General features: G+C 38.7%; 14 protein-coding genes and 2 tRNA genes. 9 read left to right on the top strand and 7 right to left on the bottom strand.

Features of this window, described 5'->3' with window-relative positions; genetic code table 11:
• Window positions 1-27: 27 nt before the first annotated feature.
• Window positions 28-486, top strand: a complete 459-nt coding sequence (locus M9892_05355; GenBank protein MCO5253777.1) for a lipocalin family protein — start codon at window positions 28-30, stop codon at window positions 484-486.
• A 67-nt stretch (window positions 487-553) separates the two neighbouring features.
• The gene (locus M9892_05350) at window positions 554-3,178 is read left to right on the top strand and encodes a valine--tRNA ligase (GenBank protein ID MCO5253776.1); all 2,625 of its coding nucleotides are present in this window, start codon (window positions 554-556) and stop codon (window positions 3,176-3,178) included.
• 93 nt (window positions 3,179-3,271) lie between these two features.
• Here the strand turns inward: M9892_05350 and M9892_05345 are convergent.
• Together M9892_05345 and M9892_05340 are read right to left on the bottom strand one after the other, a co-directional pair.
• Window positions 3,272-3,346, bottom strand: a tRNA-Pro gene (locus M9892_05345).
• Window positions 3,347-3,356: 10 nt separating this feature from the next.
• Window positions 3,357-3,443 (bottom strand) — tRNA-Ser (locus M9892_05340).
• A gap of 124 nt (window positions 3,444-3,567) precedes the next feature.
• On the opposite strand from M9892_05340, the gene M9892_05335 reads away from it, so the two are divergent.
• The 7 genes from M9892_05335 (at window position 3,568) to M9892_05305 (ending at window position 13,508) form a co-directional block, all read left to right on the top strand.
• A complete protein-coding gene (locus M9892_05335; GenBank protein ID MCO5253775.1) occupies window positions 3,568-6,189 on the top strand; it encodes an AAA family ATPase in 2,622 nt (873 codons plus the stop codon).
• Window positions 6,186-7,346, top strand: a complete 1,161-nt coding sequence (locus tag M9892_05330) for a glycosyltransferase (GenBank protein ID MCO5253774.1) — start codon at window positions 6,186-6,188, stop codon at window positions 7,344-7,346. The genes M9892_05335 and M9892_05330 overlap by 4 nt, the downstream gene beginning before the upstream one ends.
• Window positions 7,347-7,349: 3 nt before the next feature.
• Window positions 7,350-7,967 carry a 16S rRNA (guanine(527)-N(7))-methyltransferase RsmG gene (rsmG, locus tag M9892_05325; GenBank protein ID MCO5253773.1) on the top strand — a complete coding sequence of 206 codons (618 nt, stop codon included), beginning with the start codon at window positions 7,350-7,352 and terminating at the stop codon, window positions 7,965-7,967.
• Complete coding sequence (locus M9892_05320; protein ID MCO5253772.1) at window positions 7,964-9,412, top strand: NAD(P)H-hydrate dehydratase; 1,449 nt, start codon at window positions 7,964-7,966, stop codon at window positions 9,410-9,412. The genes rsmG and M9892_05320 overlap by 4 nt, the downstream gene beginning before the upstream one ends.
• Window positions 9,413-9,534: 122 nt before the next feature.
• Window positions 9,535-10,725, top strand: a complete 1,191-nt coding sequence (locus M9892_05315) for a pyridoxal phosphate-dependent aminotransferase (GenBank protein MCO5253771.1) — start codon at window positions 9,535-9,537, stop codon at window positions 10,723-10,725.
• Between the two features lie 7 nt (window positions 10,726-10,732).
• On the top strand, window positions 10,733-11,725 hold the full coding sequence (locus M9892_05310; GenBank protein ID MCO5253770.1) for a PfkB family carbohydrate kinase: 993 nt from the start codon (window positions 10,733-10,735) through the stop codon (window positions 11,723-11,725).
• Window positions 11,712-13,508 (top strand): hypothetical protein, encoded by a 1,797-nt coding sequence (locus M9892_05305; GenBank protein ID MCO5253769.1) that lies wholly within the window; start codon window positions 11,712-11,714, stop codon window positions 13,506-13,508. The genes M9892_05310 and M9892_05305 overlap by 14 nt, the downstream gene beginning before the upstream one ends.
• Before the next feature lie 99 nt (window positions 13,509-13,607).
• Here M9892_05305 and M9892_05300 read toward each other — a convergent pair whose 3' ends face one another.
• From M9892_05300 to M9892_05280, 5 genes are all read right to left on the bottom strand, one after another.
• On the bottom strand, window positions 13,608-14,222 hold the full coding sequence (locus M9892_05300) for a deoxynucleoside kinase (protein ID MCO5253768.1): 615 nt from the start codon (window positions 14,220-14,222) through the stop codon (window positions 13,608-13,610).
• 43 nt (window positions 14,223-14,265) lie between these two features.
• Window positions 14,266-15,264, bottom strand: coding sequence for a tryptophan--tRNA ligase (trpS, locus tag M9892_05295; protein ID MCO5253767.1), 999 nt, complete (start codon window positions 15,262-15,264; stop codon window positions 14,266-14,268).
• A 95-nt stretch (window positions 15,265-15,359) separates the two neighbouring features.
• Complete coding sequence (locus tag M9892_05290) at window positions 15,360-20,153, bottom strand: gliding motility-associated C-terminal domain-containing protein (protein ID MCO5253766.1); 4,794 nt, start codon at window positions 20,151-20,153, stop codon at window positions 15,360-15,362.
• Between the two features lie 24 nt (window positions 20,154-20,177).
• On the bottom strand, window positions 20,178-21,515 hold the full coding sequence (locus M9892_05285) for a gliding motility-associated C-terminal domain-containing protein (GenBank protein MCO5253765.1): 1,338 nt from the start codon (window positions 21,513-21,515) through the stop codon (window positions 20,178-20,180).
• An 11-nt stretch (window positions 21,516-21,526) separates the two neighbouring features.
• On the bottom strand, window positions 21,527-22,060 hold the full coding sequence (locus M9892_05280) for an RNA polymerase sigma factor (protein MCO5253764.1): 534 nt from the start codon (window positions 22,058-22,060) through the stop codon (window positions 21,527-21,529).
• Between the last annotated feature and the right edge of the window lie 27 nt (window positions 22,061-22,087).

Here is a 22,087-nt window from a genome sequence, read left to right as displayed (position 1 = left end):
CATTTGCGATATTAATTAACAATACTTATGAAACAATTACTTATTGCGGTCTTAGTAGCCGCCACTGCTTTTACAGCATGTAAAAAAGACAAAAAAGACGACAATGGAAATGGTGGAGGTGGAACAACCCAAACGACTGCCGAAAAAATGGAAGGAACATGGAAGTTGACAAAAATTAATGACAGTGTCCCTGAAATGATGCAATTTTTAGAGATGAAAATCACATTCAAAGAAGACAAAGCTAAAAAAGGTACCGGAACAGCTGTAGGGATAACCAAAATGACTATACCGGGTTTCCCGGAAAGTTCTGACACTTCTTATAGTACTTATGAAGTTATCAGTTCTACTCAAGTGAAAACAAAAGATGAAGACGGTGAAGAGACAACCGTAACCATAGTTGAACTCACTAAAACCAAACTTGTCATAAACGGCATCAAGGACGACAATGATCAAGATCAAAAAATGGAATTCGAAAAATCTAATTAACCAAGTAATCACACTGATATCAAAGCCATCCCGCAAGGATGGCTTTTTTGTTTAATTTCGCAGCCCTATGGACAGCAAGCATTACAACCCAGCGTTGGTAGAAGATAAGTGGTATGAATACTGGCTCACGCATGGCTATTTCAGTTCCGTACCCGATGAGAGAGAGCCTTACACGATAGTTATTCCACCTCCCAATGTTACAGGAGTGTTGCACATGGGGCACATGCTCAACAATACCATTCAGGACGTTCTTATCCGCAAGGCGCGAATGGAAGGTAAAAACGCTTGCTGGGTGCCGGGTACCGACCATGCTTCTATTGCAACGGAAGCTAAGGTAGTCGCCATGTTGAAAGAACAAGGAATTAATAAAACGGATATTTCAAGAGACGATTTTCTGAAACACGCTTGGGCTTGGAAAGAAAAATATGGCGGTATTATTCTGGAACAACTCAAAAAACTTGGTGCAAGCTGTGATTGGACGCGTACCCGATTTACGATGGAAGAAGACCTGAGCAAAGCGGTTATTCATGTTTTTATTGATTTATATAAAAAAGGGCTGATATATCGTGATACCAAAATGGTGAACTGGGACCCTGAGGGAAAAACTACCCTGAGCGATGAGGAAGTTGTGTATAAAGAAGCAAATTCTGCATTATATCATATCAAATACAAAATCATCGACTCTGACGAATCATTGATTATTGCTACAACACGCCCTGAAACCCTGCTGGGCGACACTGCAGTGTGTGTGCACCCGGACGATGAACGATACAAGCAATGGATTGGCAAATTCGTTGAAGTTCCTTTGGTAAATAGGCAAATCCCCATAATTGCAGACGAATACGTGGACAAAGAATTTGGTACCGGATGTCTGAAAGTTACGCCTGCTCACGATATCAATGACTACAATTTGGGCAAAAAATACAAACTTGATACAATAGAAATGCTGGATGAAAGCGGCAAGGTTAAGTATGTCGCCTTGCGCTACAACGGAATGGATAGGTTTGATGCACGCAAAGAAGTAGTAAAAGACCTCAAAGAACAAGAACTACTCGTTGAAATAAAAAATATCAGCAACAGCATTGGGCACAGCGAACGAACAGGGGCGGTTATAGAATCAAGAATCAGTACACAATGGTTCTTGAATATGCAAAAATTTATGGAACGCAACCCGCAAGTGCTTGATGCGGTTATGAATGACGAGATTACATTCTTCCCGGACAAGTTCAAAAACACATACAAACACTGGATAGACAATATCAAGGATTGGAATATCAGTCGGCAGTTGTGGTGGGGACATCGTATCCCTGCTTGGTATGATACTGACGGAAATTTTGTGGTAGCAGACAATGAGGAGAATGCACAAGAAGTATATAAACAAAAATTTGGAAAAACTGCCCGTCTGTCACAGGATGAAGATGTGCTTGATACATGGTTTTCATCTTGGCTGTGGCCTATTTCGGTTTTCAATGGTTTTGAACCCAATAGTAAAGATTTTCAATATTATTATCCCACAAGCGACTTGGTTACCGGTCCTGATATTATCTTCTTCTGGGTGGCAAGAATGGTAATGGCAGGATACGAATTTGCGGGTCAAAAACCCTTCAAGAATGTATATTTTACCGGCATTGTGCGTGATAAGCAAAGACGCAAAATGTCTAAATCCTTGGGCAATAGCCCCGACCCCTTAGATTTGATTAAACAATTTGGCGCAGATGGTACCCGAATGGGAATTTTGCTGTCTGCACCTGCGGGCAATGATGTGTTGTTTGATGAAGCATTAGTTGAACAAGGCAGAAACTTTTGTAATAAAATTTGGAACGCCTTCAAACTCATGGACTCATGGCAAGTGGATGCCAATGTTGCTCATGAAATCAAGACTTCCGATAAAGTTGCGGCAGCATGGTTTGAAGTGCGCTTACAACAAGCTGTTAATCACGCGCACGAATATTTTAAACAATACAAATTGTCTGATGCTTTGATGACTTTGTACAAACTTACTTGGGACGATTTCTGTTCGCAGTATCTCGAAATGGTTAAACCCAAATTTGGCGAAGGGATAGACGCACAAACCAAACATACAACACTTACATTATTTGCAGAACTGTTGAAGTTGCTACACCCTTTCATGCCATTTATTACAGAAGAGCTGTATCAGCAACTACAAAATATTGTTCCTTCAACCCAAAGCGAAGCGTTGATTGTGAGTGCGTACCCACAGCCTTCTCCTCTTGTTCAAACGGCTGATAACCGTCCCTTGGCACTCATTTCAGAAATTAGAAATATCAGAAATGCCAAAGGTATTCCCGCAAAAGAACCGCTGCATATTGTCATTCATTCAAATGATGCGCTCATCTATCAAGAGTTTGCATTGATAATCAGAAAATTGGCAGGGGTGGAAACAATGACTTTTGGCAAAGTATATTCTGCGCAAGCAATCGTATTCCTTGTTGACAAAGACGAAATTGCAGTAGAGATGGAAGGATTGTTGAATGTGGAAGCCGAGAAAGAGAACTTGCTCAAAGAAATTGATTATCTGCAAGGGTTTCTGCAATCTGTCAATGCCAAACTGAACAACGAACGTTTTGTGGCGAATGCCAAAGCAGAGATTGTAGAAAAAGAGCGCCAGAAACAAGCAGACGCGGAAAGTAAGTTAAAAAGCCTCCAAGACGCAGTCGCAAAATTGAAGTAGTGGCGGCTGCCATTCATAATTCACTTTATAGCTAAGTTGGGGAAGTTCAAGTCAAACAAAAAAGGTCGCATTTGCGACCTTTTTTTTGTTTTGTCGAGGTGGCAGGATTCGAACCTGCGACCTCCTGCTCCCAAAGCAGGCGCGATAACCGGACTACGCTACACCTCGATAACCTGTGCGGTGAGGGGGGGATTCGAACCCCCGGAACGGTTTCCCGTTCGACAGTTTAGCAAACTGTTGGTTTAAGCCACTCACCCACCTCACCAAACCTCAAAAAACGCCTCTCCGATACTTTTAAGGGGCTGCAAATATATGTCTATTTTTAATTAAAAAAATCGTCTTTGAAAGTTTCTTTAATTTGTTAAATCATACTAATATTGAACTCTGATATGGCTAATAAAATGCAAGTCAATTTTAAATTTAGAGACATTAAAACTTATTGTTCCACCGAATGGCTGGCAAACAATACCAAGAAATACCGTTCTGTCTTTGACGAACAAGAGGCTTCTTATATCTATTGCGAATTTTCATTCTTTAACAAGATGTTTGATGCAGATGATTGGAATATCAAATTGCAATTAAAATGTTTTGATTCCGATGGAAATGAAGTCTGTGACTTAAACTGCGATAGAACCGTTGATAAACGTGACCCCGTGGTTTATGTAAGAGAAGGTTGGGGCGTGAAAACACCGGGTACCTATTGGAAAGCCGGAGTTTATAAATGGGAAGTTTGGAGCGATGGTGAATTGATTGGTTCTAAGCCGTTTTTTATTGAAAAACAAGGAGTTGTTAAGGATGGACTAAATCCATACTTCGATGTAACTTCAGTAAAATTGTATGAAGGTCCCGATGCTAATATGAAAAACAATGACCGCAAATATTATGTGGTCTTTAATGCGCTCTCTACACGATATATTTGGGTGGAATTTAATGCTACAAATCTCGTGCGCAAATCAACAGAATGGGCATGTGAATTGACTTTTAATTTTAGGATAAATACCGGATACACCAAAGGCTCGGTAACTAAAATATTGTTTGTTAAACCCGAAGATGAAGTAATCAATGCAACGGTTGGTTGGGGCTCGGATTTGTTGGGTACTTGGGGTAGAGGTAGGTATTTTGCCGAGATTGTTTTTATGGATGAACTTGTTGCTTCCATCCCGTTTGAGGTCGGAGATGACTACATTGAAGCCACAGAAGATGATTTTGTCCCATTTCAACAAATAGGGTTCATTGTAGAAGAAGGAGAGAGCAAACCTGAAAGCACTGCCCAAGTCAGCAATAAACCTCAGAGTCTTGATGAGATAATGAATGAACTTGATAAGTTAATAGGACTTGATTCAATTAAAACTAAGGTTAGAGAATACAGTAATTATCTCAGATTTATTTCGCTCAGACACGAAAAGGGGTTTAAGGATGAAGAAAAAATCAACCTGCATGCAGTTTTTAAAGGTAATCCCGGAACCGGTAAAACAACAGTTGCGCGTATGTTGGGCAAAATCTATAAGGAGTTAGGATTGTTGAAAAAAGGTCATGTGCACGAAGTGGATAGAGGAGATTTAGTAGCTGAGTTTATTGGTCAAACTGCTCCCAAAACCAAAGAAGCAATTAAAAAAGCCAAAGACGGCATCCTATTCATTGATGAAGCCTATTCCCTCGCGCGAAAAGATGATGACAGCAAAGACTTTGGGAAAGAAGCGGTGGAGATTTTACTAAAAGAATTAAGCGACAGTAGTGACATCGCTATCATAGTTGCCGGCTACCCTGCAGAAATGGATATCTTCCTGAACTCAAATCCCGGATTGAAATCCAGATTTAATATGGTGTACGATTTCCCTGATTATGTTCCTCAAGAATTGATTCAGATTGCTGAGTATGCTTGCACGAGCAGAGGGGTTGCATTTGATGCAAAAGCAAAAGATACAGTGTATAAATATTTGGTTGAAGAGTACCGTAAGAGAGATAAGTTTTTTGGCAATGCAAGACTTGTGAATTCACTTGTAGATGAATTTAAAATGAATCTGGGTCTGAGGATTATGAAGACCGACAAGCCGGATAAATTAACCAAAGAAAATCTTTCTACTATTGAGTTGGAAGACGTAGAAAAAGCATTTCAGATTCAAAAAGGCTTATCGCCTGATATCCCGGTGGATGAAGATTTGCTCAAAGAAAGTTTGACTAAATTAAAGTCAATGATGGGGCTTGAAGAAGTGAAAAAGAGTATTGAAGAATTGGTTAAGTTAGTACGTTTCTATAAGGAATCCGGTAAAAATATCCGAGAAACTTTTTCATTACATTCAGTTTTTTTAGGAAATCCGGGAACGGGTAAGACTACCGTAGCAAGGATTCTGGCACAGATTTATAAAGCGCTCGGAATATTGGAAAGAGGTCATTTGATGGAGTGCGACAGGCAGAGTTTGGTTGGGGGTTATATTGGACAAACAGCCATCAAAACAACCGAGGTTATTGATAAAGCTATGGGTGGAGTATTGTTTATTGACGAAGCCTATTCGCTCACCGAAGGAGGCTCTTCCGACTATGGAAAGGAAGCTATTGAAACACTACTCAAACGCATGGAAGACCAAAGAGGTCAGTTTATTGTAATCGCTGCCGGTTATACCCAGAACATGGAAAGATTTTTGGAGGCAAACCCCGGACTCAAATCCAGATTTGACAGGGTGTTTATGTTCGAAGACTTTAAACCGGATGAATTGTTTGAAATAGCAATTAATCAACTTGCAGAAAATAATATTACACCTGATGAAGCTGCTGAAAATCACTTGAAAGACTATATTGCTTTTGTGTATAAGAACAAAGACAAATATTTCGGAAACGGCAGAGAAGTACGCAAGATTATTGAAGAAGCGATTCGTAACCAACATTTGCGACTTGCCGAGATGCCAAAAACTAAACGTACTGAAAAGACTTTGCATACGCTGGTGTTAGATGATTTGGCTGAGTTTTCACTTGACAATAAACCTAAACAAAGAACCGGTATCGGATTCAAATGATAAATGTCTTTTCTTTTGAAGTTGCCATTTTGGGTCATGAATTCAATCTGATTTCGTTGATAATTATATGTCTTGCCATTATTTTTGCAATATGGCAGATACTTTTTCATTATGTGTACTTTCTCAAACTGATTCAGTACAAGTTCAAAGCTGATGAAACTGCTGTCAAACCTTCTGTTTCTGTTGTTATTTGTGCTAAAAATGAGAAAGAGAATTTGCGGGAACATCTTGAATCTATATTAGAACAAGATTACCCTGATTTTGAGGTGGTTGTAGTAAATGATTCATCATGGGACGGAACCGAAGAGATACTTTCTTTCTTTACTGACAAATTTCCGCATCTTAAAATTGTTTCAATAAAAGAGGAAATTAAACGAATTGAAGGTAAAAAATTTCCGCTAACGCTGGGAATCAAAGCTGCCAAAAATGAAATCATGCTATTGACAGATGCGGATTGTCACCCCACAAGCAAACATTGGATTAGCGAAATGATGGCACCCTATGCGAATACAAATATTGAAATGGTATTAGGTTATTCACCCTATCAATATAGACCGGGATTGCTTAATTTGTTAATTAGGGCAGAGACATCGCTTTCGGCAATGATGTATGTTTCTTTTGCGCTTAAAGGAAGTCCTTATATGGGTGTGGGAAGAAACTTGAGCTACAAAAAGGAACTCTTTTTTAGGCACAAAGGTTTTGCAAGTCATCACCATATTCCATCCGGAGATGATGATTTGTTTGTGAGAGATGCGTCCACTTCAACGAATACGGCAATTGTGATTTCACCTCAATCTCGTATGTTGAGTTTACCCAAAGTGTCGTTTACCCAATGGTTTAGGCAAAAGAAGAGGCATTTGTTCGTAGGCAGATATTATAACCCTAATATTAAGAAAAAATTGGCGGCTTTCTCAATTTCACATCTCTTCTTTTGGTTTTTTGCGATAGCGCTATTCTTCTTTTCACCCTCAATCTGGATTCCGTTGTGTATCATCTTATGTAGGTGGTTGTTGCAAGCCCCGATTATTTATTTAGCATTCAAAAAATTGGGACATAACATGCTTGCATTCTTAATGCCATTGCTCGATTTGGCGTATTTGTTCTATTCAATTTTTAGCGGATTGGTATATTTCTTTAGCAAAAAGCCCAAATGGTAGAGTATGAATCCGTTTGAGAAATATCTGAATTTGTCGGATGAGCAAGAATCAAAGCTGCGTTCTTATGCTGAATTATTACTTGAATGGAATGAGAAAATAAACCTCATTTCGCGCAAAGACACTGAGTTTGTAATAGAAAGACATATTCTTCATTCGCTTGGAATAGGCAAACTTAAAATTATCAAGCCGGGTTTTGAGGTGCTTGATGTTGGAACGGGTGGCGGACTTCCGGGAATTCCACTTGCTATCGTATATCCCAAAACCAATTTTACACTGGTGGATAGTATTCAGAAAAAAATCAGAGCCACTTCTAACATGGTAAAAAGGCTTGAGTTGAATAATGTAACCTGTGTGAATGCTCGGGTTGAAACTATGCAGCAAAAGTTTGAAATCATTACAGGGAGAGCAGTAACAAGGTTGAGTGATTTCTATCAACTTACCCGTCATCTGATGTTGAAAAATGGCACTTACCTTTTACTCAAGGGTGGTGATTTGCAAGAGGAGATAGCAGAGTTTGAACAGAAGAGCAGACTGAAAGTCAAAATCCATGAATTGCACAAAAGTTTTCCCGAACCCTTTTTTGAAACTAAATTTGTGTTGGAAATAACCAACAAAGTATGATACCGGTTTTAAACTCGGCACAAATTAAAGCAGTGGATGATTTCACCATCGCAAATGAGCCGATTACTTCTTTGAATCTGATGGAAAGAGCGGTGGACAGGCTTTTGCCTAATTTCTTGTATTTGAAAAATAAGCAAATACATATCATTTGCGGGACGGGAAATAATGGAGGAGATGGTCTTGTCTTGGCTAGAAAACTGTGGCATAGTATGGTTCATTGCAGGGTTACGGTTGCAGACTTTGGCAATAAACATTCAGACGAATTTGATGAAAATTTATTGAGATTACAAAACAAAACGGAAGTAGCTGTTTGTGTTGCTAATACTTTAAAAGAGGTAAAAATTAACCCCGGTGAAGTGATTGTGGATGCGCTGTTTGGTTGTGGTTTGAAACGAATGTTAGAAGGTAAGTATTTGAGTTTAGTTGATTGTATCAATCAAAGCCAAGCAGAAGTATATAGCATTGATATGCCCTCCGGGCTTATGTCAGAGGGCGAAACGCCATTCGAGAAGTTTGTGCACGCAGTCAAAACGTTTGTAATTCAAATTCCAAGAATTTCCTTGTTTAACCCTAATCATAAAGTTGATTTTGAACTTGTCAATATTGGACTTGACGCAAAATTTATCCAAAACCAAACTACAGATTGTTTCTTAATAGAAGAGTCCGATGTGCTACTAAAACCTCGCGATAGGTTTGCGTACAAAAATACATTTGGACACTTGCTCATTGCGGGTGGAAGTAAAGGCATGTATGGAGCACCGGTTATCAGTGCCAAAGCTGCGTTCAAAAGCGGAGCCGGTCTTGTGTCTTGCCTTGTGCCCGAACGCGGAAGTCAGACTGTGCATAATCATTTGATGGAAGCAATGGTGCAAAATGCAGGAATAGATTTTTTGGATGGAAATCTCTATGATTTATCTAAATACAAAGCCATTGCCATTGGCATGGGGATGGGACAAGAACAAGGTTCTTTTAAATTGTTAGTAGATATTCTGATGCAATCCTCTGTCCCTGTATTAATGGATGCAGATGCGTTGAATTTGATTGCAAAACATAATGCTCTTGATTGTGTAAAGCCCGGCAGTGTTCTAACTCCCCATACAGGCGAGTTCAAGCGGTTGGTGGGAGAGTGGGTATCCGAAAAAGACAGATTACATAAACTTAAAGAATTGGCTGTACAAACTCAGAGTGTTGTGGTTCTCAAAGGCACCTATACTGTAATTGCAGAACCCGCAGGTACTCTTTTCTTTAACATAACAGGCAGCGCATCTCTTGCCACCGCAGGCGCGGGAGATATGTTGAGTGGTATGATTGGAGCGTTCTTGGTTCAAGGTTATTCTCCATTAGAATCAGCCATGCGTGGTGTTTATTATCATGGTAAGGCAGGGAGTCGTTTTATGGGTGCTCCGGTGCGGGTAGGCGAAATTATCAATGCCATACAATTTTAACTTTCCAAACTTGCTGTCTGATAAGCTGCTACGGGGTATAGACATGTGTTTATAAACATCTGTTGCAAATCAAATTCGAACAAAGAAAGGCATACATTTGCACCCATATTTCATTTTTTTTTATGATTTCTAAACGTGTGAGCGGTATATCAGAACCTGAGACTATAGTTATGGCAAAAAAAGCCAGAGAATTAGTAGCACAAGGTTTTGATATTATTAGTTTGAGTATGGGCGAGCCTGATTTTGATACGCCTGAACATATTAAAAATGCAGCAAAAGCTGCTTTGGATGCAAATAAAACACACTATCCTCCTGTTGCCGGTATTCCTGAGTTAAGGGAAGCAGTATGTCACAAACTTAAAAGAGACAATCATTTGACTTACAAACCTGAGAATATAGTTGTCAGTACGGGGGCTAAACACTCATTGATGAATGCTGTGTTGAGTTTGGTTGACCCCGGTGATGAAGTGATTGTGCCTAAGCCTTTTTGGGTCAGTTATAAGGATATGATTGAGTTTGCTGGCGGTGTGCCCGTATTTGTGGAAGCTAAGTTAGAAAATGATTATAAAATTACACCCGAGCAACTTGAGCAGGCAATAACACCGAAATCGAAGATATTAATTTACTCTAATCCCTGTAACCCCACAGGTTCATTCTATAATGAGTCCGAATTGAAGGTATTGGCAAAGGTGTTGGAAAAATACCCTCGGATTTATGTTTGTTCAGACGAGATTTATGAATACATCAATTATAGTGGCACACATTTCAGCATGGCACAAATACCGGAAATGTTTGACAGGACTATTGTAATCAATGGAGTGAGCAAAGGATATGCAATGACAGGATGGAGAATTGGGTATATTGCTGCCAAAAGAGAGATAGCTGCTGCTTGTGAAAAAATCCAAAGTCAATTTACATCCGGAGCAAACTCTATTGCCCAATATGCGTCTGTTGCCGCTCTTGGTGATAATCTTGCGCCCAGCCGTGAGATGACACGTAAGTTTAAGGAAAGAAGAGATTTGGTTTTAACACTCGTGGCTGATATAAAAGGAATCAAAGCCAATGTTCCGCAAGGCGCATATTATCTTTTCCCTGATGTGAGTTCATATTTTGGCAAAAAGACTGAAAAAGGAGTTGTCATTAAAGATGGAGGAGACTTGGCACTGTATCTTTTGAATGAAGGACATGTAGCAACGGTGCAGGGTTCGGCATTCGGAAACCCTAAATGCTTGCGACTATCATTTGCTGTAGCTAATGAAAAACTTGTGGAAGCATTTGCCAGGATGAAGAAGACATTGAATAAACTAACTTGAGTAAAAGATGCAACAGAAACTAAAAGAATTATTCAAAGGGAAAAAAGTATTGATAGCGGGTGATATCATGCTGGATTCATATATTTTTGGCAGTGTTGATCGCATTTCGCCCGAAGCACCGGTTCCGGTTGTAGCTATAGAAACAAGAGAAAACCGTCCGGGTGGGGCTGCTAACGTTGCTTTTAATATCAAATCTTTGGGTGCGGAACCTTTGCTGTGTGCGGTAGTTGGGAATGATTCCGAAGGCACATTGATGAAAGAAATTTTACAAGAAAATGGGATTTCAACTCAACATATTTTTGTTTCACCAACACGCAAGACAACAGCAAAGCTACGGGTGATGGCGCAAAAGAATCAGCTCCTACGCCTTGACTATGAACAAACAGATGACTTAAATGAATCTGAAAACAAGCAATTTTTAGAAGTGTGCAATAGCGCTATGCAACAAGCGGATGTGATTATTATGGAAGATTATAATAAAGGACTCTTGACATCTGAAAATATTCCACAAATCATCGCCATTGCCAAGCAAAAAAATATACCTGTAACTGTTGACCCTAAAAAGAAAAACTTTTGGGAGTATAAAGAAGTATCACTTTTTAAACCTAACCTAAAGGAACTCAAAGAGGCGCTTAACTCTACCGATGATTTGACTCAGACAAAACTATTTCTCAAAGCAATTAGTGAAATGGAAACGAAGTTGGGGAATAAAATTAGTTTTATCACACTTTCTGAGCGTGGCGTTTTTATTAAGGACAAGAAAGAACATCATTTTCTCCCTGCTTTTTTGCGAAGAATTGCCGATGTTTCTGGTGCAGGAGACACTGTTATTAGTGTTGCTTCGCTTTGCTTAGCATCAGGAATGGATATTAAAACAACTGCGTTGATTGCTAATTTGGCAGGAGGCTTGGTTTGTGAAGAGCCAGGTGTTGTACCTGTTAATTTAGAAAGGTTGGAAAACGAATACGCAAAAATCAGCCAGCAGAATGGCCTCCTTTAAGAGCAATCGAAAAATATGGATATTTGAGCATAACCAAGTTATCCTCAAATGGAATAGGGTAGTGATTAACCTTATTTCATTGATGGTGTTTGGGTTGATGGTTATGCGATATGGATTTGATTTTCAAGGTAGGGCATCTGCATTATGGATTCCCACTATTAGGGTGTTTTATTTTATCTATGCTTTTAATTTCGTTTTTAGAGTGGCTTTAGAGCGAAAGAGAACTGAATTTATTATGGGGCATGTTTTTGAGTTTATTGTATTTCTTTTGATTTTGCTTAGTGGTATCAGCTATTTTGTTTTTTCTACTTCTCATTTGCATGATTTTGCAAGTCTGCTTGGGAACGATAGAAAATACTATGAATTTTTATTGCTCTTCTTCTTGTTAATGTTGGCATTAATTGAGTTTGTGAAATCGCTTAATTTTATTGTATCCAAATCAGTTAAACCTGCAACATTGTTCTTGACCTCATATATCGTGCTGATTCTCATAGGCACAGGGTTGTTATCCTTGCCCGGTTTTAATGTAAAAAATGAATTTTTATATTTTTTCGACTCTCTCTTTGTTTCAACCAGCGCTGTTTGCATAACAGGATTGAGTACAATCGAAATTGGACGTTTCTTTAATCTGAAAGGGCAAATTATTTTACTTATCTTAATTCAGATGGGTGGGCTGGGATTATTGACATTTGCATCATTTTTTGCTACGTATATTCGTAAAGGAATAGGAATCAGGCAGCAAGTTTTGATGAATGAATTGTTCAATATGGATTCCCTCAACAGTAGTTTTTCATTTCTCAAAAGAATGTTGTTTTTGTTTTTTGGAATAGAAGCCGTAGGAGTTGCAGCCATTATGCTCTCTTGGGGTGATTATCCTTTTACTTCGTTTGGTCAAAAATTGTATTTCAGTATATTTCATGTCGGTTCGTCTTTTTGCAATGCCGGTTTTACCTTGTTTCCGGATGCTGCAAAAAATGACATTATTAATCGAATGTTTGTTTGGCAATATATAGTGGCTGCTGTTATGATATTAGGAGGATTGGGTTTTCCAACACTGATAGATATGTTCTCTATCAGAAGGTTGAGAGAGCGCGTTAGAATCACATGGAAAAACTGGGAGTTAGGCACAAAGATTTCGCTATATTCCGCTTTAATATTGCTTGTGCTGGGAACTGTATTTTTCTTCTATCTTTTTGTAAACAGCAATTTTCAAAATGAAAATTTGATTGAAAAAATTTCTATCTCTTTCTTCCAATCCGCAGGATTGCGAACTACGGGGCTAGGCTCCATAGACTTAGCTTTGGCATCTCAGGCATTGATTCTGATTTGTATGTTTTTGATGTTTATTGGAGGAGGGTCGTCTTCTTTGGCAGGAGGTATCAAAACAAGTACATTCGTAGTAGCTTTTGTAGCAATTTTAGGAACAATACGAGGTAAAAAGGAAGTGAAATTAGGTAATCGTAGTGTTCCCAACGAATTGATATATAAGGCGTTTGCTATTATTATTTTTTCAGCTAATTTTATTCTGATTGTCATTACTGCTCTGAGCTTCTCAGACCCTAATATCCCTTTTCTCAAACTTACTTTTGAAAGTGTGTCTGCTTTTACGAATACAGGTTTATCAATGGGTATCACCAGCACTCTGAGCGATGCAGGAAAGGTCATTATCAGTATTGCCATGTTTGGCGGTAGGGTCGGGGTTTTGACGCTTGCTTTTGCTTTGAGTTCTAAATCTAAACCCAATACTATTCATTATCCTAAAACTCATCTAATTATTGGCTAAATGGAGAATCCACCAAGAAATAAATTTAAATTATATTTATTCTTAGCAATTACTGCAATTGTAATCTTATCATTGATATTGCTTTACACAATATTCTTTTTAGAATAGACCGTTCAAAGCAGTCTCAATCTTTGTTATGACTTGATTAGTGGCTTCGGGAGAATTGATGAAATCAAGTTCATCAATATCAATGATGACCATATTCCCTAAGTTGTAAGTAGAAATCCATGCTTCATATCTCTCATTTAGACGTTTTAAATAATCTAATCTGATAGAATCTTCATAGTCTCTACCTCTGTGTTGAATTTGTCTGACCAATGCAGGGATAGAAGCCCTCAAATAAATCAATAAATCCGGTGGTTGAATCATGGTGTTAAGTGACTGAAACAATGAGATATAAGTTTCAAAATCTCGAGTACTCATCAGCCCCATTGCATGCAAGTTGGGAGCAAAAATGAAAGCATCTTCATAAATAGTCCTATCTTGTATGACAGCGTTGGGGCTTAGTCTGATTTTTTTGATATTATTAAAACGCGCATTCAGAAAATAAACCTGAAGATTAAAGCTCCAACGTTGCATATCTTCATAAAAATCAGTTATGTAGGGATTGTCCTGAAGGTCTTCTAATTGTTCATCCCAATTGTAATGTTTTGCTAAGAGTGCTGCCAATGTGGTCTTTCCTGAACCTATATTGCCCGCAATGGCTATGTGCATGTTCTGTCCTTTCATTTTGTAATTATATATGACGAGTCAAATTTCAATAAAATTTTTTAAATCCAATAATTTCTCGCACTTCTTTTATTGTTTTAGAAGCACTTTCTCGGGCGCTTTCTGCCCCTTGCTTTGCTACTTTTGCTAAGAGTTGTTTATTTGCAAGTGTATCTTTTATTTTTTCCCTAAAAGGATAAATAAATTTTTCCATATCCTCTGCAAGCTGTTTCTTTAGATCTCCGTAACGTATGGTGCAATCTGCATAAGACTTTTTAAAACTGTTTGTTACGTCTTTGTCTGATACCAGTTCCATTAAACTGAATATGTTTGCTACAGGTTGTGTTAGTTTTGAGTTTGGTTTTGTAGGACCTGAGTCGGTAACAGCCCTCATGATTTTCTTTTTTAAAATATCAGCTTCTTCACTAATATAGATACAATCGGCTTCTCCGGCTGATTTGCTCATCTTGCCTGTACCGGTTAAACCGGGTACTTTGATTAGTTGTTCTCCAAATGTGAATGCAGTGGGTTCAGGAAAATATTCTGACTGATAAAGTCGGTTAAACCTATTCGCAAATGTTCTGGTCATTTCGAGGTGTTGCTCTTGGTCTTTGCCAACGGGAACTTTATGTGCCTTGTGAATTAATATATCGGCAGCCATTAGTGTGGGGTAGGTGAGCAGACCCGCATTGATGTTGTCAGGCTGGGTTCTGGCTTTTTCTTTAAAAGAACTCACTCTCTCTAATTCACCTTTATACGCATTCATGTTCAAATAAAGGTATAACTCGGTTACTTCGGGGACATCACTCTGTAAGTAGATGATGGATTTATCGGGGTCTAAACCTAAAGCTATATATTCTGCCAGTACTATCCTAGCCGATTCGTGTAAATCTGAAGGTGTCGGATGCGTAGTTAAGGAATGAAAGTCGGCTATAAAAAAATAACATTTGAAGTTATTTTGCATTTTGAGGAATTGACTTACAGCACCAAAATAGTTCCCTATATGCAATTTCCCTGTTGGTCTGATTCCACTTACAACTATTTCCATTCGAGGCAAAAATACAGCTATAAACTTAATTAAAACTCCATGTTAATAAAAAAGGGCTTCAATTGAAGCCCTTTTTATAATAAGGTTTAATTAAGTTATTTCTCTCTAATCAGTACAACAATACCGCTTACATCTTCTTCTTTCATGCCTTTGAATCGGTATTTCAGTTGATAGATATATTGTCCATCCGGACAAATTGCTCCGGTATTATTTACAGTACCATTCCAATCTGTCTTGTCATTATCTGATTTGAACACCACATCTCCCCAACGGTTGCGGATAGTTAATTCATATAAATCATGACCACTGATAGGAATATCAAACAAGTCATTGATACCGTCACCTGATTTACCTGTTATTGGCGGTGTAAAGACGTTTGGTACTTGAATCTTACGGAAGAATGAAATCTCTTTACATACCGTGTCTATACATCCTCCGGCATTTTCAACTATCAAACATACATACCAAGTGCCAAGGGAATCAACAAAGTTGTTACATACTTTCTCGTCATTGGATTCGATTACTTCTTTGAAAGGTTCACCTCCACCTAAGGTAATATCGGTTGTATGGTAGAATCCCCAACGGCTCTTAACAGCATTCAATGAAGTGTTCTTGAAGCAGTAGTCTGGCATCTTAGTTGAATCTATGTCAAAGTCAGCTTTTACAGAATCAACAAATACATAAACAGTATCACCATCAGGACATTTTAGAATATTAGGATCCATGTTGCCATAAGTGGTAATCATGAAAGAACCTACACCCATAAATTGTTTTTGGCGAACCGTATCGGCACTGGTAGATGTGTCACTGTTGCTATTTTCTGCATCAAAATTCCAAAAGTAGTTAACATAGTCAGGGTCTCCATTCACTTTGAATGTTACGATATCACCGGGACATATGGTGTCCTTGTCGGCAGTTAAAGTAACAGGGCTCTTACCGATAACTCTAATACCATATTTGGGCTGGCTGCCATCAATTGTGTCAGGGTAGGTAAATCCGCAGAATCTGCCTGCAACTGAGTCAAACATGGTCAAGAATGCATAATAAGTGGTGTCTCCGGCTCCAAAATAGGTAAATTCACGTTTGAATGAATCCAACTGATTGGGTGCCTTTTCTGAAAATGAGGTTTTGTCTCCAAACTGCCATACCCATTCTGAGTGACCTGTAACTCTATCGCTATGATTATAGAACATAATGGAATCGCCTGAGCATATCTCTTGTTTGTCGGTAATAAATTCAGGAATAGGACCTGCTATCACAAAGGTTTTTCTTATAGAATCTTCGCAGCCTAAATCTGTTTTCACTCTCAACAATACCTCAAAAGTGCCGGCTCTGGTATAGTTATGACCTATATTAAAACCTAAATACGGTGGATATGTTTGCTTATTAAATATGTCGGGTTGTTTGTCATCTCCCCAGTCAATATACCATTCTCTTATCTCATCACAATTGACACCTAATTTTGCAGGGCAAGGGTCGGCTAATATAGTTGAGTCAAAGAAGCTGACAATGTTAACGCAAGCATTTAAAGTATCTTTAAATCCAAAGTTAGCAAACAAACGTGTTACATAAATATTTTGATATAAAGTGTCAGGACAACCGGTGCTGTCACTTGCAGCAACTCGCATGGTGTAAATACCTGAATCTTGATAGTAAATCTTGTTTGCTCCATTACCGCCTAAGATTACAGGGCTGTAGCTATAAGTACCATAAGGATTAGTGCCCGAATTGTTAGGAGCATATATTGTGTTAGGATCTCCGACATTATCATCATCTTTAGACCAATCCCATTTAGTAAATCCTTCTATTTTGGGTTGGCCTGCTTGACCTTCTCTTTGAGTCCAATAGTCGGTACAATCCATCCATGTTCTCTTACAAGGTGGGTTAATATTGTTATCGGGGTCAATATGGAAATATCTGAAGTAAGGTGTTCCTTCTATTTCAGTTTCTTTACAAATAATAGAATCTGAAACATCGAGTTTATTATAGAACCCTACAATTACTCTGTATGGTGCTCTCACTATACAGCCGCCAATTCTGGATCTGATTTGGAATGTAAAATTGAAAATACCGTTTTCTTCTGCAATGAAAGTATAAGCATTTTTTTCATAATCCGCAGGGGCGTTATCGTATTGGTCAAGCCCAAATATAGAAGTATCTCTATAGTGAGTGGATGTCCTCTCTAAAGGCAACGTTGTCCAAGTTATATATCTGCCTAACCCGGTGGTGTCAATACATTTTAATTGGAATATTGATGCAATTTCTTGGTCGCTCAAGGTAGCAAGGTCAAAACCCAATGATTCAAAAGCAGGTTCAATTTGGTCAAAAATTTGAGATACATCTGCAAGTGAAATCCATTTTTGAACTGTTCCTATCGAGAATCGTTCCTTCTTAAGTGTTTGAGATGTTCCACCGAGTGTTCGTATGACCTCCCTATTTAAGAAGTTTTCAAGATAAGTACCCCCATTTTGAGGTACAAACCATTCATAGTTTTCAATAACTTGATAAGAATAGAATGGGAATCTACCACCTTCTTCCACGTCACTTGGAGCATAACGCTGGAATGTATATGATATCTGGTCTGCATCATAAGGAACTGTTAAGTTGTCAGCTTTTACGCGCATAACCAATGAGTCGCCTCTACATACTTTATACACATTTGCAAATCCTGCAAGCGGTTGTGCCGGTACAAGAATCTCAACAGCAGGGTCAATCACAGGGAATTTAAGGAATGAATCATAGTAAACAGTATCGTAACACATGTTGGGTGCTTGTCCGTTTCCGATAATAAATCCAACGCTTGCATAACCGGTCAAATTATCCTTAATAGAACCGGCATTTGGATAAGCAATGAAAAGTTTATTAGGATAAGGACCTGACATTGCATAAGGCATTATAGGACTTGGTGACTGATAGGTTCCGGTCTGGCCGCCCGGCAAGTATCCTATCCAGCTTGCTGCATCATCAACCGGGTAAAGCGCAGTGTCCGGATTGATATAAACCTCACTTGTAGTACAACCGGGTTTTGTTCCAGGGTCTAAATTGAAAGTTACTCCATAGTTAGGTGGTCCACCAAAACAATATCTTCCTTCTTTGCGGACACCTGCTGCATTGGGCTTCATAATGGCTATTTGTGTTGTAGCCTGACTTTCGCAGAATGGCTCATGACAAGTGTCTTTGTGGTACAATTTGACATTGTAACAACGAGGAATTTCCTGATAAAATAGTCGTCTGTGTTCCTCTTTATCTGTGGTATCAACACTTATTTTATAACATCCCGGAGTCGGAGGGTTTGTTACAATAATGGTTTTATCAAATGGAGTGTTCTTTAAGAAAAATGAATCATAATAGATGGAATCCCAATCCGTGTACTTGTGAACAGGCAGAGAATCCATAGACCATTTACAATTTACTCCTACATTAATACCGGCTACTGTATTAGTTGTACACTTAGGTGCGTAGTCGTCATCAAAATCCCATATTCTAAATACACAGTCTTTGCCTCTGTTTGGAAGTGAATCTTTTTCAGGCACCATGGTTAAAGAAGTGCTGTCAAATTTATATATCCACATGTGCAAAGAGTCGTCTTCGAAGTATCCGTTCGCATCATTAAAGAATTTGTTATCGTTGTGGAAGAAGGTTGATTTGTTAGGAAAGTGTACAGGTTTCTTAGCTTCGCATTGATATCTCTCGTCAATCGGAATGTCCTTGCCGGGTATAGATGAAGCCGGTCCTAACATTGCTACTTGTTTGTATATATTTCGGTTTCCACAAATGGGGTGAGAATAGGTATATGAAACCAAGAAAGGTCCCGGTTTAGAAAAGTCATGTTTGGAAGTAAGAGGGTTTTTATTGTCAATGTTCATAGGTCCGGTATCTGGATCTCCGAATGTCCATAGGAATCCGGTTGCACCTGTAGGTAATCCGGGTACTAATGTAAAGTTAATAGGGTTGTCTGCCATACATGCAGAATCTTTGTCCGGAACAATTTTACCGCCAACAAGCAAGTTAACAGCAGAACCATCAAAGCAAAAAGTCTCGGTACATCCTGTTGTGTCAGTAACAGTTAAGCATGATTTGAAAGATCCCAAGTTAGGTCCTTCAAGGTAGAACATGTGCTTAATAGTGGGTCCCCATGTGGTGGAGTCATAAGTGCCATCTCCAAAATCCCATTTGAATTTAGAAATAGCATTTAAGTTAATCATTGAGTTATTAGTTATGGTCATGAGAGTTGAATCACAACCTTTAGGTTTGTCAGAAGTAAAGTTAAGTCCTAATGAAGGTTTTACTTCAACAATATCTTGTAATCTTTTTACAATAATACAACCGTTTGCATCTTCAATTTCAATGTCAATACTGTAGAAGTTTCCACCCGGGTCGGCTGTGCTAAAGTCAAAACTGAATGGCATGACCGGATTGTTTTGGTCAACCTGCAAACCGGCAGCAACATATTTTACACGTTTGATAAACGAACCTGGAGCAGCTTTACTATTATCCACTAACGTAAACTTATTACCCGCATAGCACTGAACAACAGGGGTTATAATATTAATGTCCAAAGTAGGTGGAGGTAAAATGGTTATTTGAATGGTCTGCGAACAAGGGTTTCCCGCTGCATCAGTGTAAGACAATTTTACATTGTACGTTCCCGGTGCGCTGAATGAAAAGCTGGGAGTAGGATTGCCGGAATTGTCTATGGTTCCGTTGAAATCCCACACTACGTTGCTTGCACCTACCGCTTGTAGCTTAAATTGGATTGGTGTGTTGGCGCACAATGTGGAACTCAGTACGCTCGGTGGAATACACTGAGCACTCAAATTTTGGTTTGCCCAAAAGGAGAGGATGGCTATAAAAAGCCATTGGACGAGTTTGAACTTTGAATTTTTCATATTGGTATTTTTTATTTTCATTTTTTAATTTCTAATTACTTGAATAATGCCTGTTTTGGTTTCTGCTTTTTCGTTTTGTTGTTGATAGTTGAGGATATATATATAGGCTCCTGCATTTACTGCATTGCCTTGCATGTCATTGCCATCCCAATATTGGGTAACATCATTGGTTTGAAAAATAATCGAATTTTCGGGTCCTAAAACTTTGACATTAAAATAAACTGCATTTTGTATGTCAATAATCCACTTGTCATTCAATCCGTCATTGTTGGGTGTAATTACAGTGGGAATCATAAACTCTTTTGAATTGTTAAAGTATGAGGTAATATCCTCTGAATATGAAGCAGGGCAGCCATTTCTGTCAGTTGTTTTGAGTGTTAACTTAATTCGTGTGCCGTAGCCGAATTCCATGTTGCGATAATAAACAATCTGATTTACATCTTCATTAATTAATTCATTATTTATAAACCAATCGGTATTGTGCAGCTCGCTACCATTCAGTATAGAACAAAAAACAGCATCCTTACCATTGTTTGTAATTTCTAAAGAAGGAGTTGTGGAACCAATCCGAAATCTGCGTTCAAGTTTGTCACCACTTTGGGTGTTGGTGCGCGCTGTCACCCATTTATTTTTGATGCTGAATGGTGCAGTTTTAATAGGTCTGTCACCATCAAAAAAACGAATATTGGATAATCCTATTTTGTCGAAAAGTTGAATGTCTTTCAAGTCGCTGGATAAACAAATGATTGTGTCCGATAACAGGTTGTAAAGCTTGTCTTCTTGTGTGGGAACAGCTTTATTTAAAGATTCAATGGGGTTGCCGGTAGTATTGGCAGGGTTTGAAGTTGTGCCATTGTCGGGATTGTCTGACTTGAGAGGAGTATTGCTTGTTACGTGGTCTGTCTTGTCGCTTTGATTGAATATGTGGTTATTTGGCTTTTCAGTCTGAATGTTTTGGCGGGTGTATTTATCAGCAGGATTATCGCTAAGAGTTTGTTCAATATTTTGCTTAGTGTCGCTATGTTCCGGTGTTTGAATTTTGCTTGTGTTCTGTTCGGTTATTGCCGATAATGAAATAGGACTGTCGCTTTTATTATCAGTTTTGGTTAAGAAATAAATACCGGTGCCGGTAATGGCAGCGGTAGTAGCAAGAATGGCAATTTTACCTATGGTGGAAATGCCTGACAGAAAATGTGTGCCGGTATTAGAGGCAAGTTCAGTGTGGGGAATGGAAGGGGCGGGGGAGGAAATGCTTTGGGCAACATTTTCCCAAATCCCCTCGGGAGCAGGAATTTGTGCATTGTTCAATGTGTCTTTGAACAAAGAATCCAATTGTTGCTCTATATTTTCACTTCCTTTCATTGTTTCCTTTTTTAGCCGTTTTTGATTTTGGACATCAGCAGTAGTCTAGCTTTGCGTAACTGTGTTTTGGATGTATTCTCAGAGATTTTTAGTTCGCGGGCTATTTCCTGATGAGAATATCCTTCAATTACAAATAGGTTAAAAACCGTTCTGTATCCTGTCGGCAAACTGCTGATGAGTTTGAGCAAGTCTTGCAGATTGAGTTTTTCAAGAATTTTATTATTAAATCCTAAATTCTCATAGTTTTCAATCCCTGTTTCTTCAACAGATTTGACTTGTTTTCTGCAAAATTCCAGTGCTGTTGTAACGAACACTCTTCTCATCCAACCTTCAAAAGAGCCTTCAAAACGGAATTGTTCGAGTTTATGAAAAACTCTGATGAATCCTTCCTGAAGGAAATCTTTGGCAAGGTCTGAATCCGAGGCGTAGCGCAGACAAACTGCATACATCTTTGCCGAGTAAATATCAAATAACTTCTTTTGAGAAGCAGCATCCCCTTGCAAGCATTTCAACACCAAATCTTTTTCTTCTTCCGCTTGTAACATGCTTTGTCATTTCTCGGGTTCACATTG

The sequence above is a fragment of the Bacteroidota bacterium genome (assembly GCA_023957335.1).
Taxonomy (GTDB): domain Bacteria; phylum Bacteroidota; class Bacteroidia; order NS11-12g; family UBA955; genus JALOAG01.
The sequence above is the reverse complement of the archived record's forward strand: the minus strand, read 5'-3'. Positions and strand labels throughout refer to the sequence as shown.

Excerpts from the sequence above, each read along its gene's own strand:
- M9892_05320 (MCO5253772.1), top strand. The coding sequence starts at position 7,964 with ATGATACCGGTTTTAAACTCGGCACAAATTAAAGCAGTGGATGATTTC.
- M9892_05350 (MCO5253776.1), top strand. The coding sequence starts at position 554 with ATGGACAGCAAGCATTACAACCCAGCGTTGGTAGAAGATAAGTGGTAT.
- M9892_05330 (MCO5253774.1), top strand. The coding sequence starts at position 6,186 with ATGATAAATGTCTTTTCTTTTGAAGTTGCCATTTTGGGTCATGAATTC.
- M9892_05290 (MCO5253766.1), bottom strand. The coding sequence starts at position 20,153 with ATGAAAAATTCAAAGTTCAAACTCGTCCAATGGCTTTTTATAGCCATC.
- M9892_05300 (MCO5253768.1), bottom strand. The coding sequence starts at position 14,222 with ATGCACATAGCCATTGCGGGCAATATAGGTTCAGGAAAGACCACATTG.
- M9892_05310 (MCO5253770.1), top strand. The coding sequence starts at position 10,733 with ATGCAACAGAAACTAAAAGAATTATTCAAAGGGAAAAAAGTATTGATA.
- M9892_05315 (MCO5253771.1), top strand. The coding sequence starts at position 9,535 with ATGATTTCTAAACGTGTGAGCGGTATATCAGAACCTGAGACTATAGTT.
- M9892_05285 (MCO5253765.1), bottom strand. The coding sequence starts at position 21,515 with ATGAAAGGAAGTGAAAATATAGAGCAACAATTGGATTCTTTGTTCAAA.
- rsmG (MCO5253773.1), top strand. The coding sequence starts at position 7,350 with ATGAATCCGTTTGAGAAATATCTGAATTTGTCGGATGAGCAAGAATCA.
- trpS (MCO5253767.1), bottom strand. The coding sequence starts at position 15,264 with ATGGAAATAGTTGTAAGTGGAATCAGACCAACAGGGAAATTGCATATA.
- M9892_05355 (MCO5253777.1), top strand. The coding sequence starts at position 28 with ATGAAACAATTACTTATTGCGGTCTTAGTAGCCGCCACTGCTTTTACA.
- M9892_05280 (MCO5253764.1), bottom strand. The coding sequence starts at position 22,060 with ATGTTACAAGCGGAAGAAGAAAAAGATTTGGTGTTGAAATGCTTGCAA.
- M9892_05305 (MCO5253769.1), top strand. The coding sequence starts at position 11,712 with ATGGCCTCCTTTAAGAGCAATCGAAAAATATGGATATTTGAGCATAAC.
- M9892_05335 (MCO5253775.1), top strand. The coding sequence starts at position 3,568 with ATGGCTAATAAAATGCAAGTCAATTTTAAATTTAGAGACATTAAAACT.